General features: G+C 69.7%; 20 protein-coding genes. 5 read left to right on the top strand and 15 right to left on the bottom strand.

Features of this window, described 5'->3' with window-relative positions; genetic code table 11:
- Genes ABD648_RS01900 through dut form a run of 3 tightly spaced genes read right to left on the bottom strand, consistent with a single transcriptional unit; the run spans position 1 to position 1,786 of the window.
- The gene (locus ABD648_RS01900; RefSeq protein WP_282217041.1) at positions 1 to 735 is read right to left on the bottom strand and encodes a DUF3159 domain-containing protein; all 735 of its coding nucleotides are present in this window, start codon (positions 733 to 735) and stop codon (positions 1 to 3) included.
- Positions 732 to 1,319 (bottom strand): DUF3710 domain-containing protein, encoded by a 588-nt coding sequence (locus ABD648_RS01895; protein ID WP_116634865.1) that lies wholly within the window; start codon positions 1,317 to 1,319, stop codon positions 732 to 734. The genes ABD648_RS01900 and ABD648_RS01895 overlap by 4 nt, the downstream gene beginning before the upstream one ends.
- Entirely contained in the window at positions 1,319 to 1,786 is a 468-nt protein-coding gene (gene dut / locus ABD648_RS01890; protein ID WP_282217040.1) for a dUTP diphosphatase, read from the bottom strand. Before dut ends, ABD648_RS01895 begins: the two co-directional genes overlap by 1 nt.
- A 12-nt stretch (positions 1,787 to 1,798) precedes the next feature.
- Here dut and ABD648_RS01885 point away from each other — a divergent pair, with 12 nt between their 5' ends.
- Positions 1,799 to 2,260, top strand: coding sequence for a DUF3093 domain-containing protein (locus tag ABD648_RS01885; RefSeq protein WP_282217039.1), 462 nt, complete (start codon positions 1,799 to 1,801; stop codon positions 2,258 to 2,260).
- Between the two features lie 73 nt (positions 2,261 to 2,333).
- Here ABD648_RS01885 and ABD648_RS01880 read toward each other — a convergent pair whose 3' ends face one another.
- Positions 2,334 to 2,627: a DUF4193 domain-containing protein gene (locus ABD648_RS01880; RefSeq protein ID WP_105725536.1), complete on the bottom strand. Its 294-nt coding sequence runs from the start codon at positions 2,625 to 2,627 to the stop codon at positions 2,334 to 2,336.
- Positions 2,628 to 2,825: 198 nt separating this feature from the next.
- On the opposite strand from ABD648_RS01880, the gene sepH reads away from it, so the two are divergent.
- Complete coding sequence (gene sepH, locus ABD648_RS01875; protein ID WP_282217038.1) at positions 2,826 to 3,872, top strand: septation protein SepH; 1,047 nt, start codon at positions 2,826 to 2,828, stop codon at positions 3,870 to 3,872.
- Positions 3,873 to 3,911: 39 nt separating this feature from the next.
- On the opposite strand, the gene ABD648_RS01870 is transcribed toward sepH, so the two are convergent.
- The gene (locus ABD648_RS01870) at positions 3,912 to 5,033 is read right to left on the bottom strand and encodes an alkaline phosphatase family protein (protein WP_282217037.1); all 1,122 of its coding nucleotides are present in this window, start codon (positions 5,031 to 5,033) and stop codon (positions 3,912 to 3,914) included.
- Positions 5,034 to 5,077: 44 nt separating this feature from the next.
- Between ABD648_RS01870 and ABD648_RS01865 the strand changes: the two genes are divergently transcribed.
- Complete coding sequence (locus ABD648_RS01865) at positions 5,078 to 7,519, top strand: DNA gyrase/topoisomerase IV subunit A (protein WP_282217036.1); 2,442 nt, start codon at positions 5,078 to 5,080, stop codon at positions 7,517 to 7,519.
- A gap of 22 nt (positions 7,520 to 7,541) precedes the next feature.
- Here the strand turns inward: ABD648_RS01865 and ABD648_RS01860 are convergent, their stop codons facing one another.
- Genes ABD648_RS01860 through ABD648_RS01845 form a run of 4 tightly spaced genes read right to left on the bottom strand, consistent with a single transcriptional unit; the run spans position 7,542 to position 11,545 of the window.
- The gene (locus ABD648_RS01860; protein ID WP_282217035.1) at positions 7,542 to 8,474 is read right to left on the bottom strand and encodes a 3-oxoacyl-ACP synthase III family protein; all 933 of its coding nucleotides are present in this window, start codon (positions 8,472 to 8,474) and stop codon (positions 7,542 to 7,544) included.
- Positions 8,461 to 9,762, bottom strand: coding sequence for a F390 synthetase-related protein (locus tag ABD648_RS01855; protein ID WP_282217034.1), 1,302 nt, complete (start codon positions 9,760 to 9,762; stop codon positions 8,461 to 8,463). Before ABD648_RS01855 ends, ABD648_RS01860 begins: the two co-directional genes overlap by 14 nt.
- Positions 9,762 to 10,559 (bottom strand): MBL fold metallo-hydrolase, encoded by a 798-nt coding sequence (locus ABD648_RS01850; protein ID WP_282217033.1) that lies wholly within the window; start codon positions 10,557 to 10,559, stop codon positions 9,762 to 9,764. Before ABD648_RS01850 ends, ABD648_RS01855 begins: the two co-directional genes overlap by 1 nt.
- Entirely contained in the window at positions 10,556 to 11,545 is a 990-nt protein-coding gene (locus ABD648_RS01845; protein ID WP_282217032.1) for an NAD-dependent epimerase/dehydratase family protein, read from the bottom strand. The genes ABD648_RS01850 and ABD648_RS01845 overlap by 4 nt, the downstream gene beginning before the upstream one ends.
- A gap of 32 nt (positions 11,546 to 11,577) precedes the next feature.
- Between ABD648_RS01845 and ABD648_RS01840 the strand changes: the two genes are divergently transcribed.
- On the top strand, positions 11,578 to 12,795 hold the full coding sequence (locus ABD648_RS01840) for a glycosyltransferase (RefSeq protein ID WP_282217031.1): 1,218 nt from the start codon (positions 11,578 to 11,580) through the stop codon (positions 12,793 to 12,795).
- A gap of 5 nt (positions 12,796 to 12,800) precedes the next feature.
- Here the strand turns inward: ABD648_RS01840 and ABD648_RS01835 are convergent, their stop codons facing one another.
- Positions 12,801 to 14,936: a DNA gyrase/topoisomerase IV subunit B gene (locus ABD648_RS01835; protein WP_486348111.1), complete on the bottom strand. Its 2,136-nt coding sequence runs from the start codon at positions 14,934 to 14,936 to the stop codon at positions 12,801 to 12,803.
- 181 nt (positions 14,937 to 15,117) lie between these two features.
- Here ABD648_RS01835 and ABD648_RS01830 point away from each other — a divergent pair, with 181 nt between their 5' ends.
- The gene (locus tag ABD648_RS01830; RefSeq protein ID WP_223628754.1) at positions 15,118 to 15,336 is read left to right on the top strand and encodes a DUF7455 domain-containing protein; all 219 of its coding nucleotides are present in this window, start codon (positions 15,118 to 15,120) and stop codon (positions 15,334 to 15,336) included.
- A 67-nt stretch (positions 15,337 to 15,403) separates the two neighbouring features.
- Here ABD648_RS01830 and ABD648_RS01825 read toward each other — a convergent pair whose 3' ends face one another.
- The 5 genes from ABD648_RS01825 to ABD648_RS01805 all read right to left on the bottom strand — a co-directional run bounded on the left by ABD648_RS01825 (position 15,404) and on the right by ABD648_RS01805 (position 20,368).
- Complete coding sequence (locus ABD648_RS01825) at positions 15,404 to 16,444, bottom strand: alanine racemase (protein WP_282217029.1); 1,041 nt, start codon at positions 16,442 to 16,444, stop codon at positions 15,404 to 15,406.
- Positions 16,441 to 17,145, bottom strand: coding sequence for an alanine racemase (locus tag ABD648_RS01820; protein WP_282217028.1), 705 nt, complete (start codon positions 17,143 to 17,145; stop codon positions 16,441 to 16,443). Before ABD648_RS01820 ends, ABD648_RS01825 begins: the two co-directional genes overlap by 4 nt.
- A gap of 176 nt (positions 17,146 to 17,321) precedes the next feature.
- Positions 17,322 to 18,014: a coenzyme F420-0:L-glutamate ligase gene (locus ABD648_RS01815; RefSeq protein WP_282217027.1), complete on the bottom strand. Its 693-nt coding sequence runs from the start codon at positions 18,012 to 18,014 to the stop codon at positions 17,322 to 17,324.
- Positions 18,014 to 19,258: an RNA polymerase sigma factor gene (locus tag ABD648_RS01810; protein WP_282217026.1), complete on the bottom strand. Its 1,245-nt coding sequence runs from the start codon at positions 19,256 to 19,258 to the stop codon at positions 18,014 to 18,016. Before ABD648_RS01810 ends, ABD648_RS01815 begins: the two co-directional genes overlap by 1 nt.
- A gap of 168 nt (positions 19,259 to 19,426) precedes the next feature.
- Positions 19,427 to 20,368: a proteasome assembly chaperone family protein gene (locus ABD648_RS01805; protein ID WP_282217025.1), complete on the bottom strand. Its 942-nt coding sequence runs from the start codon at positions 20,366 to 20,368 to the stop codon at positions 19,427 to 19,429.
- Positions 20,369 to 20,458: the final 90 nt, after the last annotated feature.

Below are 20,458 nucleotides of genomic sequence, written 5' to 3'. Positions count from 1 at the left end.
TCATGCCTCGGCAGGTTCGTCGCTCCCGGACGCGCGCGGATAGAGAGCTCGCACCACGAGCCAGGTGACCGCGATCAGCGGCGCGAACAGCGGGAGGCCCATGATGAGCTTCAACGTGCCGAGCGCCGTGACCTGCTCGGTGAGGTAGAGCGGCAACTGCACGGCGAGGCGGGCGAAGAAGAGCGCCGCCCACGCGATCCCGAGCCAGAAGAACGCCCGGCGCTTGCGACGATCCGCGCGCCAGGCCGTGCCCTCCCCCATCAGGAATCCCACGGCGATCCCGATCAGCGACCAGCCGATCAGCGCCGACACGAGGATCACGGTTCCGTAGGCCGCGTTCGTGATGAGGCCGGGGACGAAGTTGTCCTGCCCGCGACCCGTCCACAGGGCGAGGGCGGCAGCCGCAGCGGCGGCGATCAGTCCGCCGAGCGCGGCGGACGGCGGTGACTTCTGCACCAGGCGCACGACCGTGAAGACAGCGGCGAGGCCGACAGAGACGCCCAGGGCGAGGATCAGCGGCTCCGGGCGGATCGTGAAGAGGATCACGAACGCCAGGCTGGGCAGGACGGATTCCAGGATGCCGCGCCATCCGCCGATCGCGGACCAGACGACCTTGTGCGTGCTCGCGCTCTCCGCCGGATCCAGACCAGCGCGGCGTGCGGCACCGCCGAGGGCAGCGCCGAGGATGTCCGACGCGCTCTGCTCGCGCTCGTCGCCCGGACCGGGCTCGGTCACGCGGATCCCGGCGTCGCCGGCATCTTCAGGGGGATCAGGTCGCGCGGAGGCATCGGGGCGCTGCCGCGGACGACCACGATCGAACGGAAGAGGTCCTCGACCTTGGCGGCGGCCTCGGGATCGGATGCTCCCGCCCCGCCGATCACACCGCGCAGGAACCAGCGCGGGCCGTCGATCCCGATGAACCGCGCCAGCCGGAGGCCCGATCCCTCGTTCGCGGTCGCGGGCACCTCGGCCAGCAGCTCCTTGCCCAGGGCGCCCTCGCGCTCCTCGACCCGACCGCCCTGCGCCTTGACCTGATCGCGCAGCTGCACGCGGGTCTCATCCCAGAGCCCACCGGACCGCGGCGCGGCGAACGGCTGCACCTGCAGCGAGGAGTCCGCATAGTCGAGGCCGACGGCCACGATGCGCTTGGACTGCTCTTCGACCTCGAGGCGCAGGTTCAGTCCCTCGCGCGGCAGGATCTTGATCCCGCCGAGGTCGATGTAGGGCCGAACCGGGTTCGCCTCGGAGTCGTCGAAGGGTCCCTCGGTGGCCCGGTCGTCGGGCGCCGACTTCGAGGGAGTCGCGTTGTTGTCAGTCATCAGCCTTGTCCTGCTTCGTTCTGGTGGAGCCCTGCCTGGTACCCGGTGGAGCCGAAGCCCCCATCGCCGCGGACGCTGTCGGGCAGCTCGTCGACCGGGATGAACGTGGCGCGTGTCACGGGCATGACGATCAGCTGCGCGATGCGATCGCCGACGGCCACATCGTACGCGTTCCGGATGTCGGTGTTGATCAGGCTCACCTTGATCTCGCCGCGGTACCCGGCGTCGACCGTTCCGGGAGAGTTCACGATCGAGATGCCGTGCTTCGCCGCGAGTCCGCTCCGCGGCACGACGAAGGCGGCGAATCCGTCGGGCAGCGCGATACGCACGCCGGTGGCGACGAGGGCGCGCTCCCCCGGCTCGAGACGGACGGCCTCCGCGGCCACCAGGTCGGCACCGGCATCGCCCGGGTGGGCGTATCCGGGGACCACAGCGGCGATAATGGGGACATCAACGGAATCGGTCACCCCATGAGGCTAATGCAGAACACCGCCACAGACGCACGTCCGCGCTACCGCGAACGGCTCGCTCCGAGCCTCTGGCTGCTCGTCACCGTCGCACTCGCCGGACCCATGGTCTCGCTCATCTTCGTGCCGGTCGGCTCGACCGTCGCACTGATCGCGGGGGCGGCCGTATCGGCGGTCCTCGTGACGTCCTTCATCGCCGCCGCCCCTGTCGTCTCGGTCGAAGGCACGACGCTGCGGGTCGGACGCGCGCACATCGACGCCCGCTTCCTCGGCGAGCCGGTCGCGCTCACGGGTGAGGACGCTAGGCAGGCGCGCGGCCCCGGCCTCCCGGCACGTGGCTGGCACCTGATCCGCGGGGGCATCGACGGCATCGTCGTCGTGCCGGACACCGACCAGGACGACCCGGTCGAGGCGTGGACGATCTCCAGCAGGACGCCGGACCGTCTCGCCGCCGCCATCCGCGCCGCCCACTGAGAAGGGCGCCGCAGACGACAGCGCGCCCCTGATCGGATGATCGGGGGCGCGTGAGACGTCGCTCAGAGGGCTGCTACGCAGCGCACTCCTTGCAGATGGGCCCGGATGCGCCCTCGTGGTCGAGCTGCGAGCGGTGCTTCACGAGGAAGCAACTCATGCATGTGAACTCGTCCTGCTGCGCGGGCAGCACGACGACGTCGAGCTCGAGGTCGGAAAGGTCGGCACCCGGGAGGTCGAAGTTCGACGGGTTGTCGGAGTCTTCGTCCCCGCTTGAGCCGGAGGATTTGTCCGGCACACGCTCCTTGAGGGCTTCGATCGACTCGGAGTCGTCTTCACTCTTGCGGGGAGCGTCGTAATCGGTTGCCATGCGGTAGATCTCCACTTTCATGGTGCGAGTGGGTGGTGCGCCGTCGGGTAATCGGCGGCCATAGTTTGCACGACCCGAACGCAATAAGCAAATGCCGGTCCGTGCGACATACCAAACTCACGGCACGCCCAGGCTATTCCCGGTCGCAGCGGCCGTCGCGTGGCACCATGAACGCACACCCATCAGAGGGGCATTCGCATGGAAAACGTCACCATCGTCGGCACAGAGGCAGGAGTGCTCGTACTCGCCACCGAGTCGGGCGAGCGCTTCGCGCTGCCCATCGACGACGTGCTGCAGCGCGAGATCCGACGCGCCACTCGCCAGGCGGAGCCGGCGGGTCAGCGGCTCGCCGCAAGTCCTCGGGACATCCAGGCGCAGATCCGCGCCGGACTCACCGCAATCGAGGTCTCCGAGCTCCTCGGGATCAGCGTCGACGACGTCGCGCGCTTCGAAGGTCCGGTCCTCGCGGAGCGTGAGCACATCATCGGTCAGGCGCTCGCCGTGCCGGTCCTGATCGGGAGCGAGGTCGAGCCCGACGCGCAGCCGACGTTCGGCGCCGCCGTGCGCGACAAGCTCGCCGACGTCGCCGCATCCTCGGAGCGCTGGGCGAGCTGGAAAGAGGAATCCGGCTGGGTCATCAAGCTGGAGTTCACCGCCAACGACGTCGACCACGACGCCCGGTGGAGCTTCGACCCCCGCCGCAGCGCGCTGGCGCCGCTCAACGCCGACGCCACGCAGCTCTCGCGCCAGGGTTCGCTGCCCGAGGGGCTCATCCCCCGCCTGCGCGCCGTGGACCACGAGCGCACCACCTCGCCGTACAAGGACGAGAGCCGGTTCGACTCCGGCGCCTTCGGTCCTCGGCTGCTGCCTGCGCCGGACGGCGGCGTGGAGGACCCGTCCCTGCCGGAGCGGTCCGACGCCGCTGCACAGGACGCCGCGATCAATCGCGCGCCCGAGTCCCAGAAGACCAACCCCGAGACCGCCGATCTGCTCGAGGCGCTCCGCCGCCGCCGTGGTCAGCGCGAGACCGCACCGCTGATCGACGACGTCGAGGAGTCCGACGGCGGACAGAGCCCGATCTCACTGTTCGACGCGTTCGACCAGCCGGCCGACGAGCCGGAGCCTGCGGCGCCGACGCCCAAGCCGTCCGGCGCCGACGCGGCGGACAGCGGTGCACGCCGACGGCGCCGCAACGCCATGCCGTCGTGGGACGAGATCGTCTTCGGCGCCCGCACCGACGAATAGACCCGCACGGACGAAGAGCCCCGACGAGGAGCACAGGCCTCAGCGGGCGAAGGCACCGAGCCTGATCAGCGGAACCTGTCGTTCCTCCGGTGTGAGGCCGCCGTGCTGTCCGACCATCCCTCGGCCGCGCTGATCCGCCGCCGTACCGTCGTACACGGCACCCGCGCCGCGGGCGACGACCAGCAGGTCGCCGATCCGTGACGCCGCCGCGGCTCCGACCGTCGGGCCGAACAGCCCGTGTCCGATGGCTTCGTCGCGCGTGATGACATCGGCCGCGCCGTCCAGATCGGCGCGCCAGCGCGCGGTGACCGCGGCGCGGTCGGCATCCGGTTCCAGGTAGACGTGCAGCATCCGCGGCTCACCGCCCACATGGCGGATGCCGGCGAGATGCTCCTCCTCGAGTACGACCTGCCGATTCGCCGGGACATCGACCATCCCGTGATCGGACGTGACGAGCACGCCGACTCCCGCCGGTGCGCGCACCGCGAGGGCCGCGTCGATGTCCTCCAGCGCGGTCACCCATTCGGGCGAATCGACGCCGTGCTTGTGGCCGGCCTTGTCGACCTCCGGCAGGTAGCAGTAGACCAGCGAACCCGGATGCCGCTGCGCGAGGTCGTAGGCGGTCGCCACGCGATCCGCGGGCGTGGTGGCGGCGACGAACTCGGCCCCGCGCAACGTCGCCCTGGTGAAGCCGCTGCGGGCGTAGGCGGCGACGCCCACGGCGAAGCTCCCGTGTCCTCGCGCGGTCGCCCGCTCGAAGATCGTCTCCGCCGGCTGCCAGACCAGCGGATCGATCCCGTCGGTCTCCCAGCCGCTCAGCTGGTTGACCAGCACGTCACGGCTCCGGTCGAGCACCCGGTATCCGACGAGACCGTGCTCGCCGGGCCACACTCCCGTGACGATGCTCGTCAATGCCGCGGCCGTCGTCGAGGGGAAGACCGAATGCGCGACATCGCGCTTCGCCATCCCCGCCGTGAGCGCCCTGGCATGGCCGGCGTGCGCGCGGAGGCTGATGGCACCGAGGCCGTCGATCACGACCAGCACCACCGATTCCGCGCGCGGCAGCACGGCGGATTCACCGCGCAACGCGGCGAACAGGTCGTCCGCCACCCCGACGATGCTCCGGGCACCGGGCGACTCGGACGGTAGCATGAAGGACATCCGAGCCAGTCTGACACAGGCTCCTCTACGCCCCCAGGAAGTCCATGCCGAAAACCCCGCCGCCCGAGCCCGTCGAGGAACGCATCCAGGACATCGACCTCGGAAGCGAGATGCAGGGCTCGTTCCTCGAGTACGCGTACTCGGTGATCTACTCGCGCGCCCTGCCCGACGCGCGCGACGGTCTGAAGCCCGTGCAGCGTCGAATCCTGTACCAGATGGCCGAGATGGGCCTGCGCCCCGATCGCGGCCACGTCAAGAGCGCCCGCGTCGTCGGCGAGGTCATGGGAAAGCTGCACCCCCACGGCGACACCGCGATCTACGACGCCCTCGTACGGCTCGCTCAGGAGTGGGCGCTGCGGGTACCGCTGGTCGACGGACACGGCAACTTCGGCTCGCTCGACGACGGGCCGGCCGCCGCCCGGTACACCGAGGCGCGCCTGGCAGCTCCGGCGATGGCCCTGACCGAGAACCTCGACGAGGACGTCGTCGACTTCATCCCGAACTACGACGGTCAGTTCCAGCAGCCGGCGGTGCTCCCCGCGGCGTTCCCGAACCTCCTGGTCAACGGCGCCAGCGGCATCGCGGTCGGCATGGCGACCAACATGGCGCCCCACAACCTCATCGAGGTCGTGGCCGCCGCGACGCACCTGCTCGAGAACCCGGATGCCACCACCGAGGAGCTCATGGAGTTCGTCCCGGGCCCGGACTTCCCGTCCGGGGGCATCCTGATGGGGCTCGACGGCGTCAAGGACGCGTACACGAACGGCCGCGGCGCGCTCAAGGTGCGCGGCAAGGTCTCGGTCGAGCCGCTCGGTCCGAGGCGCACCGGCATCATCGTCTCGGAACTGCCGTACATGGTGGGCCCCGAGCGTCTCATCGAGAAGATCCGCGACGCGGTCCAGGCGAAGAAGCTGCAGGGCATCAGCGACGTCACCGACCTCACCGACCGCAACCACGGTCTGCGCGTCGCCATCGGCATCAAGACGGGCTTCGACCCGAACGCCGTGCTCGAGCAGCTCTACCGGCTGACGCCGCTGGAGGACTCCTTCAGCATCAACAACGTCGCTCTCGTCGACGGCCAGCCGCGCACGCTCGGCCTCAAGGAGATGCTGAGCGTCTACGTCGGCCACCGCCTCGAGGTCATCACCCGACGCAGCCGCTACCGTCTGGCCCGCCGTGAGGAGCGCCTGCACCTCGTCGAGGGGCTGCTCATCGCGATCCTCGACATCGACGAGGTCATCCAGGTCATCCGCTCGTCCGACGACTCGGAGCAGGCTCGAGCGCGGCTGCGCTCGGTCTTCGATCTGAGCGAGCTGCAGGCCGAGTACATCCTCGAGCTGCGGCTGCGCCGGCTCACCAAGTTCTCCCGCATCGAGCTGGAGGCGGAACGCGACTCCCTGCTCGCGGAGATCGCCGCGCTGCGCGAACTGCTGGAGAGCCCGGTGCTGCTCCGCGCTGTGGTCGCACGCGAGCTGGACGCCGCCGCCGATGCCTACGGCACCCCGCGCCGCACACTGCTCATGAACGCCGCTCCCCCGAAGCCGCGTGCCACGAAGGGATCCGTCGACCTGCAGATCGCCGACGCCCCGACCGTGCTCGTGCTCTCCACGACCGGCCGCGCCGTGCGCGTCGACCGCGTCGAGGGACAGGAGCTGGGCGTTCCCGCGCGACGGAGCAAGCACGACGCCATCCTGACGACCGTCGAGACCACGGTGCGGGCGGAGCTCGGCGCGCTGACCAGCGCAGGCCGCGTCATGCGCTTCTCCCCCGTCGATCTCCCGTCCGTGCCAGCGACATCCGTGCAGCTCGCAGCCGGGACGCCTCTCCGCGACTACCTCGGCCTCCTGTCCAAGAACGAGCGGATCATCGGCTTCGTGCGCTTCGACAGCGAGACGCCGATCGCTCTCGGCACGGCTCAGGGCACCGTCAAGCGCATCGTCCCGGCATCCCTCCCGGTCCGTCCCGAGCTCGACGTCATCGGCATGAAGCCCGGTGACACGGTGGTCGGCGCGGCCGAGGCGCCGGACGACGCCGAACTCGTGTTCGTGACGACCGATGCGCAGCTGCTGCACTTCGCGGCGTCCGCGGTCCGGCCGCAGGGCGCCCCTGCCGGCGGAATGGCGGGCGTCAAGCTCTCCGCCGGCGCCTCCGTGCTCTTCTTCGGCGTGGTCGCCCCGGGCTCCGACGCGGTCGTCGCGACGGTCTCGGGCGGCGACAGCATCCTGCCGGGCACCGACCCGGGGCGGGCGAAGGTCTCGACGTTCAGCGAGTACCCGGCGAAGGGCCGCGCGACCGGCGGTGTCCGGGCGCATTCGTTCCTGAAGGGCGAGGACCGGCTCACGATCGCCTGGGTGGGTCCGAGCCCCGCACAGGCGGTCGACCCGACCGGCGCGGTGCGCAAGCTCCCGGAGCCCGGAGCGCGTCGCGACGGCTCCGGTCAGCCCATCGACGGGGTCATCGGCAGCATCGGCCGCACGATCGTCTGACGGACGGACGACGTCCCCGAAGTCAGAGGCGCAGCGCGAGCACGTTCGCGGTGAGCCCGGCGGCGGTGCCGCACAGGATCACGGTGTCGCCGGCGCCCACTCGTCCCGCGTCCAGAGCCCGCGTGAGCATGAACGGCACGGACGCGGAGACCATGTTCCCGAACGCCGCGACCTCGTCGACGCGGCGATCCACCGGGATGCCCAGGCGGTCGAGCATGGGGCCGAGCGCGGCGGAGGCCTGGTGCGGGACCCACAGCGCCACGTCGTCGTAGTCGATGCCGTGGCGTTCGTGGAAGCGCTCGAAGAATGCGGGCAGCACGCGCATCATCCCAAGGAGCGCGCGGCGGCCGTTCATGTCGAAGAGGTAGTCGCCAGGGTCGCTCTCCGCGTAGAGCTGGGCAGGCGAGTGCGAGAGTCCGCCGCGGATCTCGGTGTCGTGCGCGTAGGCGGGCCAGGTCTGCTGTGCGCTGGCGATCACGCCACGCGACGGGTCGTCCGATCGACGCAGCACGACGGCTGCCGCGGCATCGCTGAACAGCTCGTAGCTCTCCCGCTGGTCGGGGTTGAGGAACCGTGTCCCGACATCGCCCGAGAACACGAGGATCGTGTCGTGGTCGCCGGAATCGAGGTACCGCGAGGCGACGTCGAGCGCGGTGATGAAGCTGGTGCAGGTCGAGTTCACGTCGAATGCCGCAGCATGCCCCTCGAGAGTCAGCCGCTCGAGGACCAGTGCCGCCGTGCACGGGATCGGCTGGATGCCGGCCGCCGATGCCCCGAGGACGAGATCCACCTCGTCGATGCCGATACCGGCGCGCGTCAGAGCCCGCTCGCACGCCGCCGCCAGCATGTCCAGATGCGACATGTCGTCCGCGATGCGATAGCGCACCTCGTCGCCGAAACGCACGGTGCGCTCGGGCAGCACGCTGCCCCAGCCGACGATCTCACAGCTCCTCATCGGCATCCCCCCTCCAGGTCCGCGCCACTCGGCGCAGCTTCACCGATCCGTCCCGCATGTACGGCTGGAAGACGATCTCCGGCCGCTCGCAACCCAGTCGCTCGGCGAGGGCATCCACCTCGGCGGTGACGCTGCCCATCGTCCGATCATCGAGCACGTCCAGGGATATCTCGAGCAGCGACGCGTTCGTCTGCACCACTCGATACTCGTCGAAGCCCTCGGCATAGAGCAGCGCGCGCGACATGACGTCGGCGAACACCGGGACGCGGCGACCGTCGAGCCCGCGGAACACCAGAGTGTCCCCCTCCCGCCCCTCGATGCGCTCGATCGCCGCGAGGGCGCTCCCGCACCGGCACGGGCCCGTACAGGCGCGCAGCACGTCGCCGAGCCGATAGCGCACGATCGGCTGCGCGCGGCGGCGGAGATCCGTCACGATAGGCGTGAACCGCTGGTCGTCGAGCTGCTCGCGCTCGAAGAGGACGCTGTCCTCGTTCAGGTGGATCACGCCCGCCTCGCAGGTGTGCGCGAGGAAGCCCTCCGTGCACTGATAGAGCTGGTGGATCCTCGGCTGCCGCAGCGACGTCGCGATCCGTTCCTCGTCGGCGATCTCGAGCACCTCGGCGACCGCGTACACCTTCTGCGGAACGGTGCGGAAGCGCCCGGCGTCCGCCGCGCGGGCGATCAGACGGAGGACCGAGGGCGGTGCGACGAGGATGGTGGGCCGATAGGCCTCGAGGCGGCGGATGTTCTCGTCCATGTCGGCGTACACGTCGAAGTAGGAGAACGAGACCACCTTCGAGCCGACCGATTCGTACAGGCTGTTGTCCGCGCGCAGGAAAAGGGCGATGCGATGGCCCGTGAGCCGCCCGCGCGGCAGCGTCCGCGCGAGCACGGTGCCGACCCAGGCGTCCCGTTCCCGCGGGCTGACGATGAAGAGTCCGCGGTGCCCGCTGGTGCCGCTGGAGAGGCCGACGGAGTTCTCTCCCAGATCGGCGTCGAACTCGCGGGACCGCTCGTTCGCGATGGCCAGGGCCAGGGCCTCGTCGCGCTGCACGCCGACCGTGTTGATCTCGTCGAAGCGGCCCATCATCACGCTCTTGTCCATGAGCGGGAGCTCGGCGAAGGCGTGCGTCTCGAGCAGCCGGCGGAAGTGCGGCGATCGGTGACGCAGGAACCGGAGATGACGCCTCAGGAGACGCGCCTGGCGCCGTTCGACAGCCGCGCGCGTGCGCAGGGGGCGTCCCCACCGCACGGCGGCGAATTCCCGCAGGATGCGCAGCCTCGACATCAGTCCAGCAGCTCCTTCGCTCCGAGGGGGTCGTGACTGCAGACGATGCGGATGCCGGCGGCGGCGACGTCCTGCAGGAGCACGGCCGTTCGTCGGTAGGCGACGTGGTCGTGCTGCACGGCCCGAGGGATCGCGCGGAGGTCGGCGGTCGCCGCGAGCAGGTCCCGCCCCCATGCCGCGTCTCCGGCGAGCAGGACGCGCCCGTCCACCAGCGCGCCGATGTGCCCGTCCGCGTGGCCGGGAAGATCCACGACGACGTAGGACCCGTCGCCGAAGAGATCCGCGCCGCGCAGGGGGATGCCGCCGATATCGATCACCTGGAACGCCTCGTCGTCGAGCACGATCCGCGTCGCGTCGTCGAACCAGTCCGGAAGGAGACCCGTGAGGATGCCGGCGCGCAGGCGCGGTGCGGTCAGCGAACTCCGCTGGCCCGGAGTCATCACGAAGGTCGCCGTGGGGAACCTCGCGATCCCCCCGATGTGGTCGGGGTGCAGGTGGGAGAGCACGACGTGGGTGATGGACGACGGGTCGACGCCGTCGTCGGCCAGCTGCCGGGCGATGTCGTCGCCGGCTTCGACCTTCGGCGGGAGCAGGCGGCGGTAGGCCGCACCCCGCCACCCCGTGCGCCAGGCGCCGGGGGCATAGCCGGTGTCGAAGAGCACGCGCCGTCCGTCCGAGCCGTCGAACAGGAACACGCCGGAGGGGAACTCGCGCGACTCGCGCGCGCCGCCGCGGAACATGGCGGAGAGATCATGCGCCGTGCTCCCGCAGACGTAGTGCCGCAGACGCGCGCTCACGCGTGCGCCTTCTGATCGGCGGCCGCACGGGCGAGCGCCTCGTCGAGCGACACGAGCGGCCGGTAGCCGAGCTCGGCCTTCGCCCGGGTGAGATCGAGAGTCTGCGAGTAGGCGATCGTGCTGAGCGTGTAGCGGGTGAGAGGCGGTTCCGGGCGACCGGGGATCACACGGCAGACGGCTTCGAGGGCCGAGGCCAGCATCCACGCGAACCGTCTGTTCATGGGGCGCATCCGAGGCACCTCTCCCATGAGCTCGAGAAGGGTCGTGAGCAGGTCGCGGAACGGCCGGGGATCGTCGTTGGTGATGTTGTACACGCCACCCGCGGGATCGCCGGCATCGAGCGCGAGCCGGAGCGCCGTCGCGACATTCTCGACGGCCGTGACATCGATCAGGTTCCCTCCCCCGTCGAACAGCGGGATCCCGACGCGACGATGCACGTCCAGCAGACGCGGCACCAGGCTCGGGTCCCCGACTCCGATCAGCCCCCGGGGTCGCACGATCACGAGCTCCGGGAAGGCCGCCGCCCGCCGGGCGTCCTGGAGAAGGGTCTCGGCGGCGATCTTCGAGCGGATGTATCCGTTGAGACGATTGCGTGTGTCCACGTCGTCCTCGCGGATGGCGACGCGATCACGCGGTGCCGCGTAGACGCTCGGCGAGGACACGTGCACGAGCCTTCGCACGCCGTTGCGACGGGCGAACTCGACGACATGCGCCGTCCCCTCGATGTTCGCCTCAAGGAAGGCCCTCCACGGGCCCCAGGGCGTCGAGAGCGCGGCGCAGTGGATCACGGCGTCGACGGGAAGCTCCGCGGACGCCAGGGACGCCAGATCGCCGATGATGCGGTGCTCTCCGTCGGCGACGGCGGCGAGGGCGGCAGCATTGCGCCCGGCGGCGAAGACCTCGAACCCGTGAGAGCGCAGATCACGCACGACGTGACCGCCGAGGAACCCGCTCGCCCCCGTCACCAGCACACGGGCTCCGGACATGCTCTTCACCATAGCGGCCCTAGTCTGAGGGGGTGCGCATCGCCATGGTGACCGACTACTACCTGCCCACGCTCGGCGGCGTGCAGACGGTGATCAAGGCGCACAAGGAGGAGCTGGAGCGCGACGGACACGACGTGCTGGTCTTCGCCCCGCTCGCCGAGCCGAGCACCGACCCCGCGGTCGTCCGGCTTCCCACTGCCCGGGGCTTCGCACCGGACGGCTACCCGTTCACCTGGACGCCGTCGGCCGCAGCGGCGTGCCTGCGGGATGAGCTCCGAAGCCGCGAGGTCGACGTCGTGCACGTGCACACCGAGATGTTCGCCGCCCTCGCGGGGTTCGAGGCAGCGAGGGCGCTCGGCATCCCGATCGTGCAGACCATGCACGGCCGGATCGACGTCTACACGCGCTCGGTCCTCCCGCTGCCGAGCGTGACCACGGCGCTGCTCGCCGGGATGCACCGGCGGCGGATGAGCCACGACCGCGCCCGCGTCGACTCCTCGGCTCCGTACACCCGCACGCGGACGGCCCGGCGGATGTGGCGGCTCATGGTCAGTCAGGCGAACCATGCCGACCAGGTGATCGTGCCCTCCGCCCACTTCGCCGAGAAGCTCCTCGCCCAGGGCGTGGACACCCCGATCACCGTGCTGTCGAACGGCCTCGAGCAGTCGGTCCTGGATGACATCGGCAATGCCGAAGCGCGCGTGATCCGACCCGGTGAGCCCCTGCAGGTGATGTGGTGCGGGCGGCTGTCACCCGAGAAGCGTCCGGAGGTCTTCCTCGACGCCGTCGGCCAGGTGCCGGGCATCGTCGCGCACCTGTACGGCGACGGGGTCTCCCGAGGCGCGGTATCGCGACACGCAGCCCAGATCGCCGACGGCCGCGTCGAGGTCCACGGACCGGTGCCGCAGTCCGAAGTCCTCGCGGCGATGCATCGGGCGCATGTGCTGGTCTCGAGCTCGCTCGACTTCGACAATCAGCCCATGGTGCTGCTCGAGGCGATCGCCTCCGGCCTCCCCGTGGTCGTCACGGACCCCGATCTGGCCGAGACGCTGCCGTCCGGCGGCGGGATCGTCACCCCGACCCCGGATGCCGCCGGCCTCGCCACCGTCCTGGCGCGCCTGCGCGACGATCCCGCGCAGGTCGCTCGGCTGAGCGCCGCCGCCGCCGCGCATCGCGAGCAGATCGCGCAGACGACGCATCGCGCCGCGCTCCTCGGCGTCTACGAGGCAGCTCTCGCGACCGTCCGCTGACGCGATCAGGCGTCGATGGCCTCGCGCGACAGGCGCCCAGAGGAGTCGATGATGAACTCGCGACGCGGCGCGACCTCGTTGCCCATGAGCAGCTCGAAGACGCGACCGGCCGCCTCGGCATCCTCCATGCGCACCCGGCGCAGCAGGCGCCCGGAACGGTCCATGGTCGTGTTGGCCAGCTGCTCGGCATCCATCTCACCGAGGCCCTTGTAGCGCTGGATCGGCTCGTGCCAGCGCTTGCCCGACTTGCGGAGCTTCGCCAGCAGCGCGTGCATCTCCTGCTCGCTGTAGGTGTAGATCGTCTCGTTCGGCTTCGAGCCGGGGTTCATCACGATGACCCGATGCAGCGGCGGCACGGCGGCGAAGACACGGCCGTCCTCGATCAGCGGCCTCATGTAGCGGAAGAACAGCGTCAGCAGGAGGGTGCGGATGTGCGCGCCGTCGACGTCGGCGTCGCTCATCAGGATCACCTTGCCGTAGCGGGCGGAGTCGATGTCGAAGGTGCGACCCGACCCGGCGCCGATCACCTGGATGATCGATGCGCACTCGGCGTTCGACAGCATGTCGCTGACCGACGCTTTCTGCACGTTGAGGATCTTGCCGCGGATCGGCAGCAGTGCCTGGAACTCGCTGTTGCGGGCGTTCTTGGCGGTGCCGAGCGCGGAGTCGCCCTCGACGATGAAGAGCTCGCTGCGTGCGACCTCGTTCGTGCGGCAGTCGACGAGCTTCGTCGGCAGCGTGGAGGATTCCAGGGCGTTCTTGCGACGCTGCGTCTCCTTGTGCGCACGCGCAGAGACGCGCGCCTTCATCTCGGAGACGATTTTGTCGAGGAGCTGCGACGCCTGGTTCTTGTCGTCGCGCTTCGTGGAGCTGAAACGCTGCGCGAGGTCCTTGCGGAGCACCTGCGCGACGATCTGCCGCACCGCGGGGGTGCCGAGGATCTCCTTCGTCTGCCCCTCGAACTGCGGCTCGGGCACGTTGACCGTGAGCACGGCGGTGAGCCCGGCGAGCACGTCGTCCTTCTCGAGCTTGTCGTTGCCGACCTTGAGCCTGCGGGCGTTCTGCTCGACCTGCGATCGGAGCACCTTCAGCAGCTCCTGCTCGAAGCCCTGCTGGTGCGTGCCGCCCTTGGGGGTCGCGATGATGTTGACGAACGAGCGCACCGTCGTGTCGTATCCGGTGCCCCAGCGCAGCGCGACGTCGACCGCGCAGGTGCGCTCGACCTCGGTCGCGATCATGTGGCCGTCGGCCTGCAGCACGGGGACGGTCTCCTTGAAGGTGCCCTCCCCCTGGATGCGCCAGTTGTCCGTCACCGGCGGATCGGTCGCGAGGTAGTCGACGAACTCGGAGATGCCGCCCTCGTAGCGGTAGGAGATCTCGCGCGGCACCTCGTCGACGACAGGGGCGAGCACGCCCTCCGCGGATGCCGCTGGGGTCTGCGGGCCGCGATCCCGGTCGTCGCGGACCAGGATCTCGAGTCCCGGCACGAGGAACGCCGTCTGACGGGCGCGCGTCTCGAGGTCCTTCAGCTGGAAGGCCGCGTCCTTCGTGAAGATCTGACGATCGGCCCAGTACCGGATCCGTGTGCCGGTCACGCCGCGTGGAGCCTTCCCGATGACGCGCAGCTCGCTCTTGTCCTCGAACGGGCGGAAGGGCGCGTCGGGCCGCTTCTCCCCCGTGTCCGTGAAGATCCCGGGTTCGCCGCGATGGAACGACATCGCGTACACCTTGCCGCCGCGGTCCACCTCGACGTCGAGCCGCTCGGAGAGCGCGTTCACGACTGAGGCGCCGACGCCGTGCAGACCGCCCGACGCGGCGTACGAGCCGCCGCCGAACTTCCCGCCGGCGTGCAGCTTGGTGAAGACCACCTCGACGCCGCTCAGGCCGGTGCGCGGCTCGATGTCGACGGGGATGCCTCGACCTCGGTCGTGCACCTCGACGCTGCCGTCGTCGTGGAGGATGATGTCGATCTTGTCACCGTTGCCGTCGACGGCTTCGTCGACGGCGTTGTCGATGACCTCCCAGAGGCAGTGCATGAGCCCGGGCGATCCGTTCGACCCGATGTACATGCCTGGGCGCTTGCGGACAGCCTCGAGCCCCTCAAGCACCTGGAGATGATGGGCGGAATACTCGGCGGTCACAATCTCCGAGTCTATTCTCGACATGACCCACCGGCCCGCAGACACTCCCCACGGGCATCCAGCCGGCGCTGATCGCGTACGCGCTGAGCGAAACACGCCGTGATCCGGGCATGCCTACAGGTGCAGCGTGGTTGTATTGAGCACGACCCACAGCGAGGCCGACACCCGAGGAGGCACCGAGATGAATGCAACAACCGAACGTGAGGCCACCGCCATCGAGTTCCGCCTGACTGCCATGGATCGCTGCGATTCATGCGGCGCTCAGGCGTACATCGCCGCAGAGGTCAACGGATCCGAGCTCCTGTTCTGCGCCCACCACGGCCGCAAGTACGAAGAGAAGCTCCGCAGCATCGCCACCAGCTGGCATGACGAGAGCGCCCGCCTCGTCGAGACCGTCTGACGCCTGCTCGCCGGCTCCGGCCGACTTCCGACCCCGGGTCGCGCATTCGCGCAGCCCGGGGTCTTTCTCATTCCCGGACGATACGACGCACGCGCGGGGTCAACCGGGTGAGGATCTCTTCACCCACGCTGTCGATCCGCTCCGCGAGGGTCGTCGCGCTGACCTCACCGGATTCGCCCGGACCGAACAGCATGACCTCGTCTCCGACCTGCGCCCCCGGCCAGCCCTCGACGACCGAGGTGGTCTGCCCGATCTCGGCGAGGGTGCGCGTGCCGCCTGGCGTGCCGACGGGCATCCCGGAGAGCGTCGACGGCAGACCGTCGAAGCTCCCGATCGCGATCACCGCGGCACCGTCGACGATCTCCTCGACGAGCGCGCTCAGTGAGGCGACGGGTCGGACGCCCTCGAGCTCCGGCCCGTCGGCGGAGCGGATGCCGTAGCAGAACGCGCCGATGCGCGACACGCTGCCGCGCAGTTCCGGACGCCACCACGACGCGGCCGACGCCGTCAGGTGCAGCAGTGCCGGCGCAGGCCCGGACTCGCCGGCGATGCGCACGGCGTCGAGGAACGCGGTCTGAGCCTCGTCATCCTCGGCGTCGCTCGCCTCGGCGATGTGGCTCCACACGCCGACCAGCTCCAGCTGCCCGAGCCGCTCCGCCGCTCGCGCTTCCGCGAGCGCCTCGGGCCACTCCTCCGGGAGCACGCCGTTGCGGTGCAGTCCGGTGTCGATCTTGAGGTGCACTCGGGCTGGTGCACCGAGGACCGCGGCGCGAGCGATGACCCGACTCAGGTATTCCCGGGTGCCGACGCCGAGATCGATGTCGTGTGCCAGCGCCTCGTCGATCTCGTCGTCCGTCGACGTGGCCCACGCGAAGATCCGCGCATCACGACCGGCGATGCGACGCACCTCGAGGCCGCTACGGATGTCGTAGCTGCCGAACCACCGGATGCCGGTCTGCACGGCGGTCTCGACGGCCCACCGCAACCCGTGCCCGTAGGCATCGTCCTTCAGCACCAGCATGAGCGTCGACGGCTCGATGCGGGCACGGACGGCTTCGATGTTCGCGCGGAACGTCTCGCTGCTGATCCGCAGCTCCGGACGGCTCATGCCTCCCACCCCCGTGCCGCGTGGGCGCCGGCGACGGTGACAAGCTCGGCGACGGACATCGCGGTGATGGCGGCCCATCGGCTCAGACCCGATCCGGCCGATCCGGTTCCGCCGAAGTAGGTGACCTCTGTTCCGGAGGCGACGTCTCGTCCTTCCAGGTCGACCACGCACACGTCCATCGCGACGCGGCCGACGATCGGTCGCGCGGCTCCCTCGACGTCGACGTGCGCCTGATTCCCGAGGGCTCGGACGATCCCCTGCGCGTACCCGCCGGTCACGAGCGCCACAGTGGTGTCCGCCGGCGCGCGATACGTGTAGCCGTAGGACACGGCGTCTCCCGCGCGGAGGCGCTTCGTGGACAGGACCCGACCGGTGAGGCGCATCACGGGCTGCAGCGTCAGGGCCCCGGCAGCGTCGGGGAGGCCGTAGAGCAGGGACGGGTCGATGTCCGCGACTCCTGAAGTGACGGCGTCGATCCCCTCGAGGTGCAGCGCGTCGACCTCGCCCTGGGAATCGACGAGCACTCGATCCGCACCGGCGGCGATGACCGCCTGCGCGACGGAGAGCACCCCGTGCCCCCACGCATCCCGCCGGAGGTCGGCCGTTCGTCCGCCCGCGCGGACGGCAGCGGATGCCGCGGCGGCGAGTGCCGAGCGGGAGATCACGGCACGCGGGAGGGCGCTGGAGGTCGTCTCACACACGCGTTCCAGCCTAGCTTCCGCGTTCCTGGTCGTCCCCCGGGAACGCAGAAGGCCCGGATGCCGAGCATCCGGGCCTTCTGCTATCGATGGGTCCCTGACCTGGCTATCGGGTCCCTGAGCTGACTATTTGGGTCCCTGAGCTGACTATTTGGGTCCCTGAGCCTGTCGAAGGGGCGTCAGACCTCGCGGACGATCCCGAGCGGCGTGGACTCGCGGCCCTGACCGAGCGGGTTGTCGCCGAGGATCTTCACGAGACGACGTTCGCCGTGCCGGTCGAGCGTGGAGCCGAGGATGTTGCCGCCGAGGTCGTTGATGTCGACCACGGCCACCTCGAGCTCGCCACCGAGAAGCGACTTCAGGTGCGCGGCGACACCGCGAGGATCCTTCGGACCGAGCACGACCGCCTCGTTGTAGGGCGGGATCGTGTGGCTGGTCGGTCCGTCGATCGCCCGGGCCTTGTCGCCCGCGATCCGGTAGAAGTCCCCGCGACGGCCGAAGGCCTTGGTCACGGCGGCGACCGCGGATGCGAACAGGATGCGCGGCGTGCCGCACTCGCGCAGCGCCATCTCCATCGTCTCGGGCATGCCGAGTCCGATGCCGTACGGCGTGCGGGTGACGTACTTCGACAGGAAGAGCGCGAGCTTGCGCGGCTTGATCTCGTCCAGACGGTACGACCGGCCCTGCGTGATCGCGACGATCTTCTCGGTCACGAACAGCAGGTCGCCCGGACGCACCGAGTCCTTCGCGTACTCCGTGATGACGGCGTCGAGGTCGTCATCCGGCATGACGACTCGTGTGCGCAGCGGAATCCGCGCGAAGCTCTTTCCATCGACGCTGGTCTCCAGCGCCTTGCCCTCGTTCGCCTGCATCACTCGAGGTAGTCCCGCAGCGACTGCGAGCGGCTCGGGTGACGAAGCTTCGCCATGGTCTTCGACTCGATCTGACGGATCCGCTCGCGGGTCACGCCGAACGTGTCGCCGATCTGGTCGAGCGTCTTGGGCTGGCCGTCACCGAGGCCGAAGCGCATCCGGATCACGCCGGCCTCACGCTCGGACAGCGAGTCGAGCAGCTGCTCGAGCTGACGCTGCAGCATGGTGAAGCCCACGGCGTCGGCCGGGACGACAGCCTCGGTGTCCTCGATGAGGTCGCCGAACTCGCTGTCGCCGTCCTCGCCGAGCGGAGTGTGCAGCGAGATCGGCTCGCGGCCGTACTTCTGGACCTCGACGACCTTCTCCGGCGTCATGTCCAGCTCGCGGCTGAGTTCTTCCGGAGTGGGTTCGCGACCGAGGTCCTGCAGCATCTGCCGCTGGACGCGGGCGAGCTTGTTGATGACCTCGACCATGTGCACCGGGATGCGGATGGTGCGGGCCTGGTCGGCCATCGCGCGGGTGATCGCCTGACGGATCCACCAGGTGGCGTAGGTCGAGAACTTGAAGCCCTTGGTGTAGTCGAACTTCTCGACCGCACGGATCAGACCGAGGTTGCCCTCCTGGATCAGATCCAGGAACTGCATGCCGCGGCCGGTGTAGCGCTTCGCGAGCGAGACGACGAGACGGAGGTTGGCGCCGAGCAGGTGGCTCTTGGCACGCTGGCCGTCACGGGCGACCCACTGCAGGTCGAGTCCGAGCTGGCCGGTCTTCTCCGCAGCCGACATCGCCGAGAGCTTCTCCTCGGCGAAGAGACCCGCCTCGATCCGCATGGCGAGCTCGACCTCTTCGGCCGCGTTCAGCAGCGCGACCTTTCCGATCTGCTTCAGGTAGTCCTTGACCGGGTCGGCCGTGGCACCGGTGATCTGCGTCGAGTAGACCGGGACGTCCTCGTCGTCGTTCGACGAGATGACGATCGCACCGGTCGGCAGCGGCTCGGTGAACTTCGGCTTGGCGTCGTCGTCCTCGTCGTCGCCGTCCTCGGCAGCGCCGGCGGCAGGAGCCTCGTCTTCTTCGACGACGTCATCCGACTTCTTCTTCTTCACGGGGGCACGCTTGGCGGCCGCACGCTTCGCTGCGCTCAGCGGCGCGGGCTTCTCAGGAGCGTCGACCTCGACCTCTGCGTCGACGGCGGTCTCTTCGGCCTTGGTCGTCGTCCGGGTTTTCTTCGTCGTGGCAGGAGTCACGTTTCGCCTTTCACGGGGCTGCGGGACCGCCCCGGGACATTTCGGACACTAGTAAGACCCTTGTCAAGTCCGGCGTTCGAAAACACCGATTGACAACGGGTCAGACTCCTAGTATCGCACACGTGTGGCGATGCGGATGCATTCCGGCGAAGTTGTCGGGAGATTCGTCTAACCGCGCCCGGGCTTGTCGTCGTCTCCCGAGGGACGCGAGGCCAGGTAGCGTTCCAGCTCCGCAGCCAACTCGTCGGCGCTCGGCAGATCGCGTTCGCTGAAGCCGCCCTCGTCGTACGTGTCGTCGTCGGGGTTCCGACCGGCCATATAGGCGTCGTAGCGGCGTTCGAGGTTGTGCACCATCTGCTGCAGCTCCTCGTTGCCCGCGACCTGCTCGTCGACCCGGGTGAGGTAGTCCTCCCGGCGCTCCTGCACCGCATCGAGGAGGAGCACCAGCCCCGTCGACGCCATCAGCTTGTCCGCAGCGGCGATCACGGCATCCGGGTTCTCGGTCTCGGCGAGGTAGTGCGGCACCAGCAGCACGAAGCCGACGGCACGGCGCCCGCTCTCGACGAAGCGGAACTCCAGGAGGTGGCCCGCCGTCGCCGGCACCTGGGTGCGCGGCCGCCACACGGAGTGCGCGACCGTGAGCTCGCGGCGGTTGCCGCTGACGGTGGTCCCGATCGGACGCGTGTGCGGCACGGGCATCGCGATCGAGTGCACCCAGTTGAGCCCGGACACCTCGAACTCGGCCGCGAGATCGAGGACCGTCTGCGCGAACGCGTTCCACGCGAAGTCCGGCTCGTAGCCGGCGAGCAGCAGGAAGGGCTGTCCGAGGGCGTCTGTCGCGAGAGAGAGCTCCAGGCGCGATGGACGGAACTCCGTGAGGTGATCCTGATCGAAGGAGATCACGGGGCGACGGGCACGGTAGTCGAGGAGGGCGTCGTTGTCGAACACCACGACAGGCTGCGGCGACGCGGTCTCGCGCAGGTGATCGATGAGACCGGACACCGCGCTCCCCGCGTCGGTGAATCCGGTCAGAAGGACGACCAGGGGCAGGCCGTGGGGCACCGCCGGCGCATTCGCGACGCGTTCGTGGATCTCACCGGAGAAGGGCATGACTCCATGCTACGAGCAGGTCCCGATGCCCGGGCTGGGCTCATCATGCTGAGAGCGAACACGCGGACGGGCCTCGCGCACCCGGGCAGC

Source organism: Microbacterium luteolum (assembly GCF_039533965.1).
GTDB classification, from domain to species: domain Bacteria; phylum Actinomycetota; class Actinomycetes; order Actinomycetales; family Microbacteriaceae; genus Microbacterium; species Microbacterium luteolum.
This window is presented reverse-complemented; position numbering and strand designations above follow the sequence as displayed.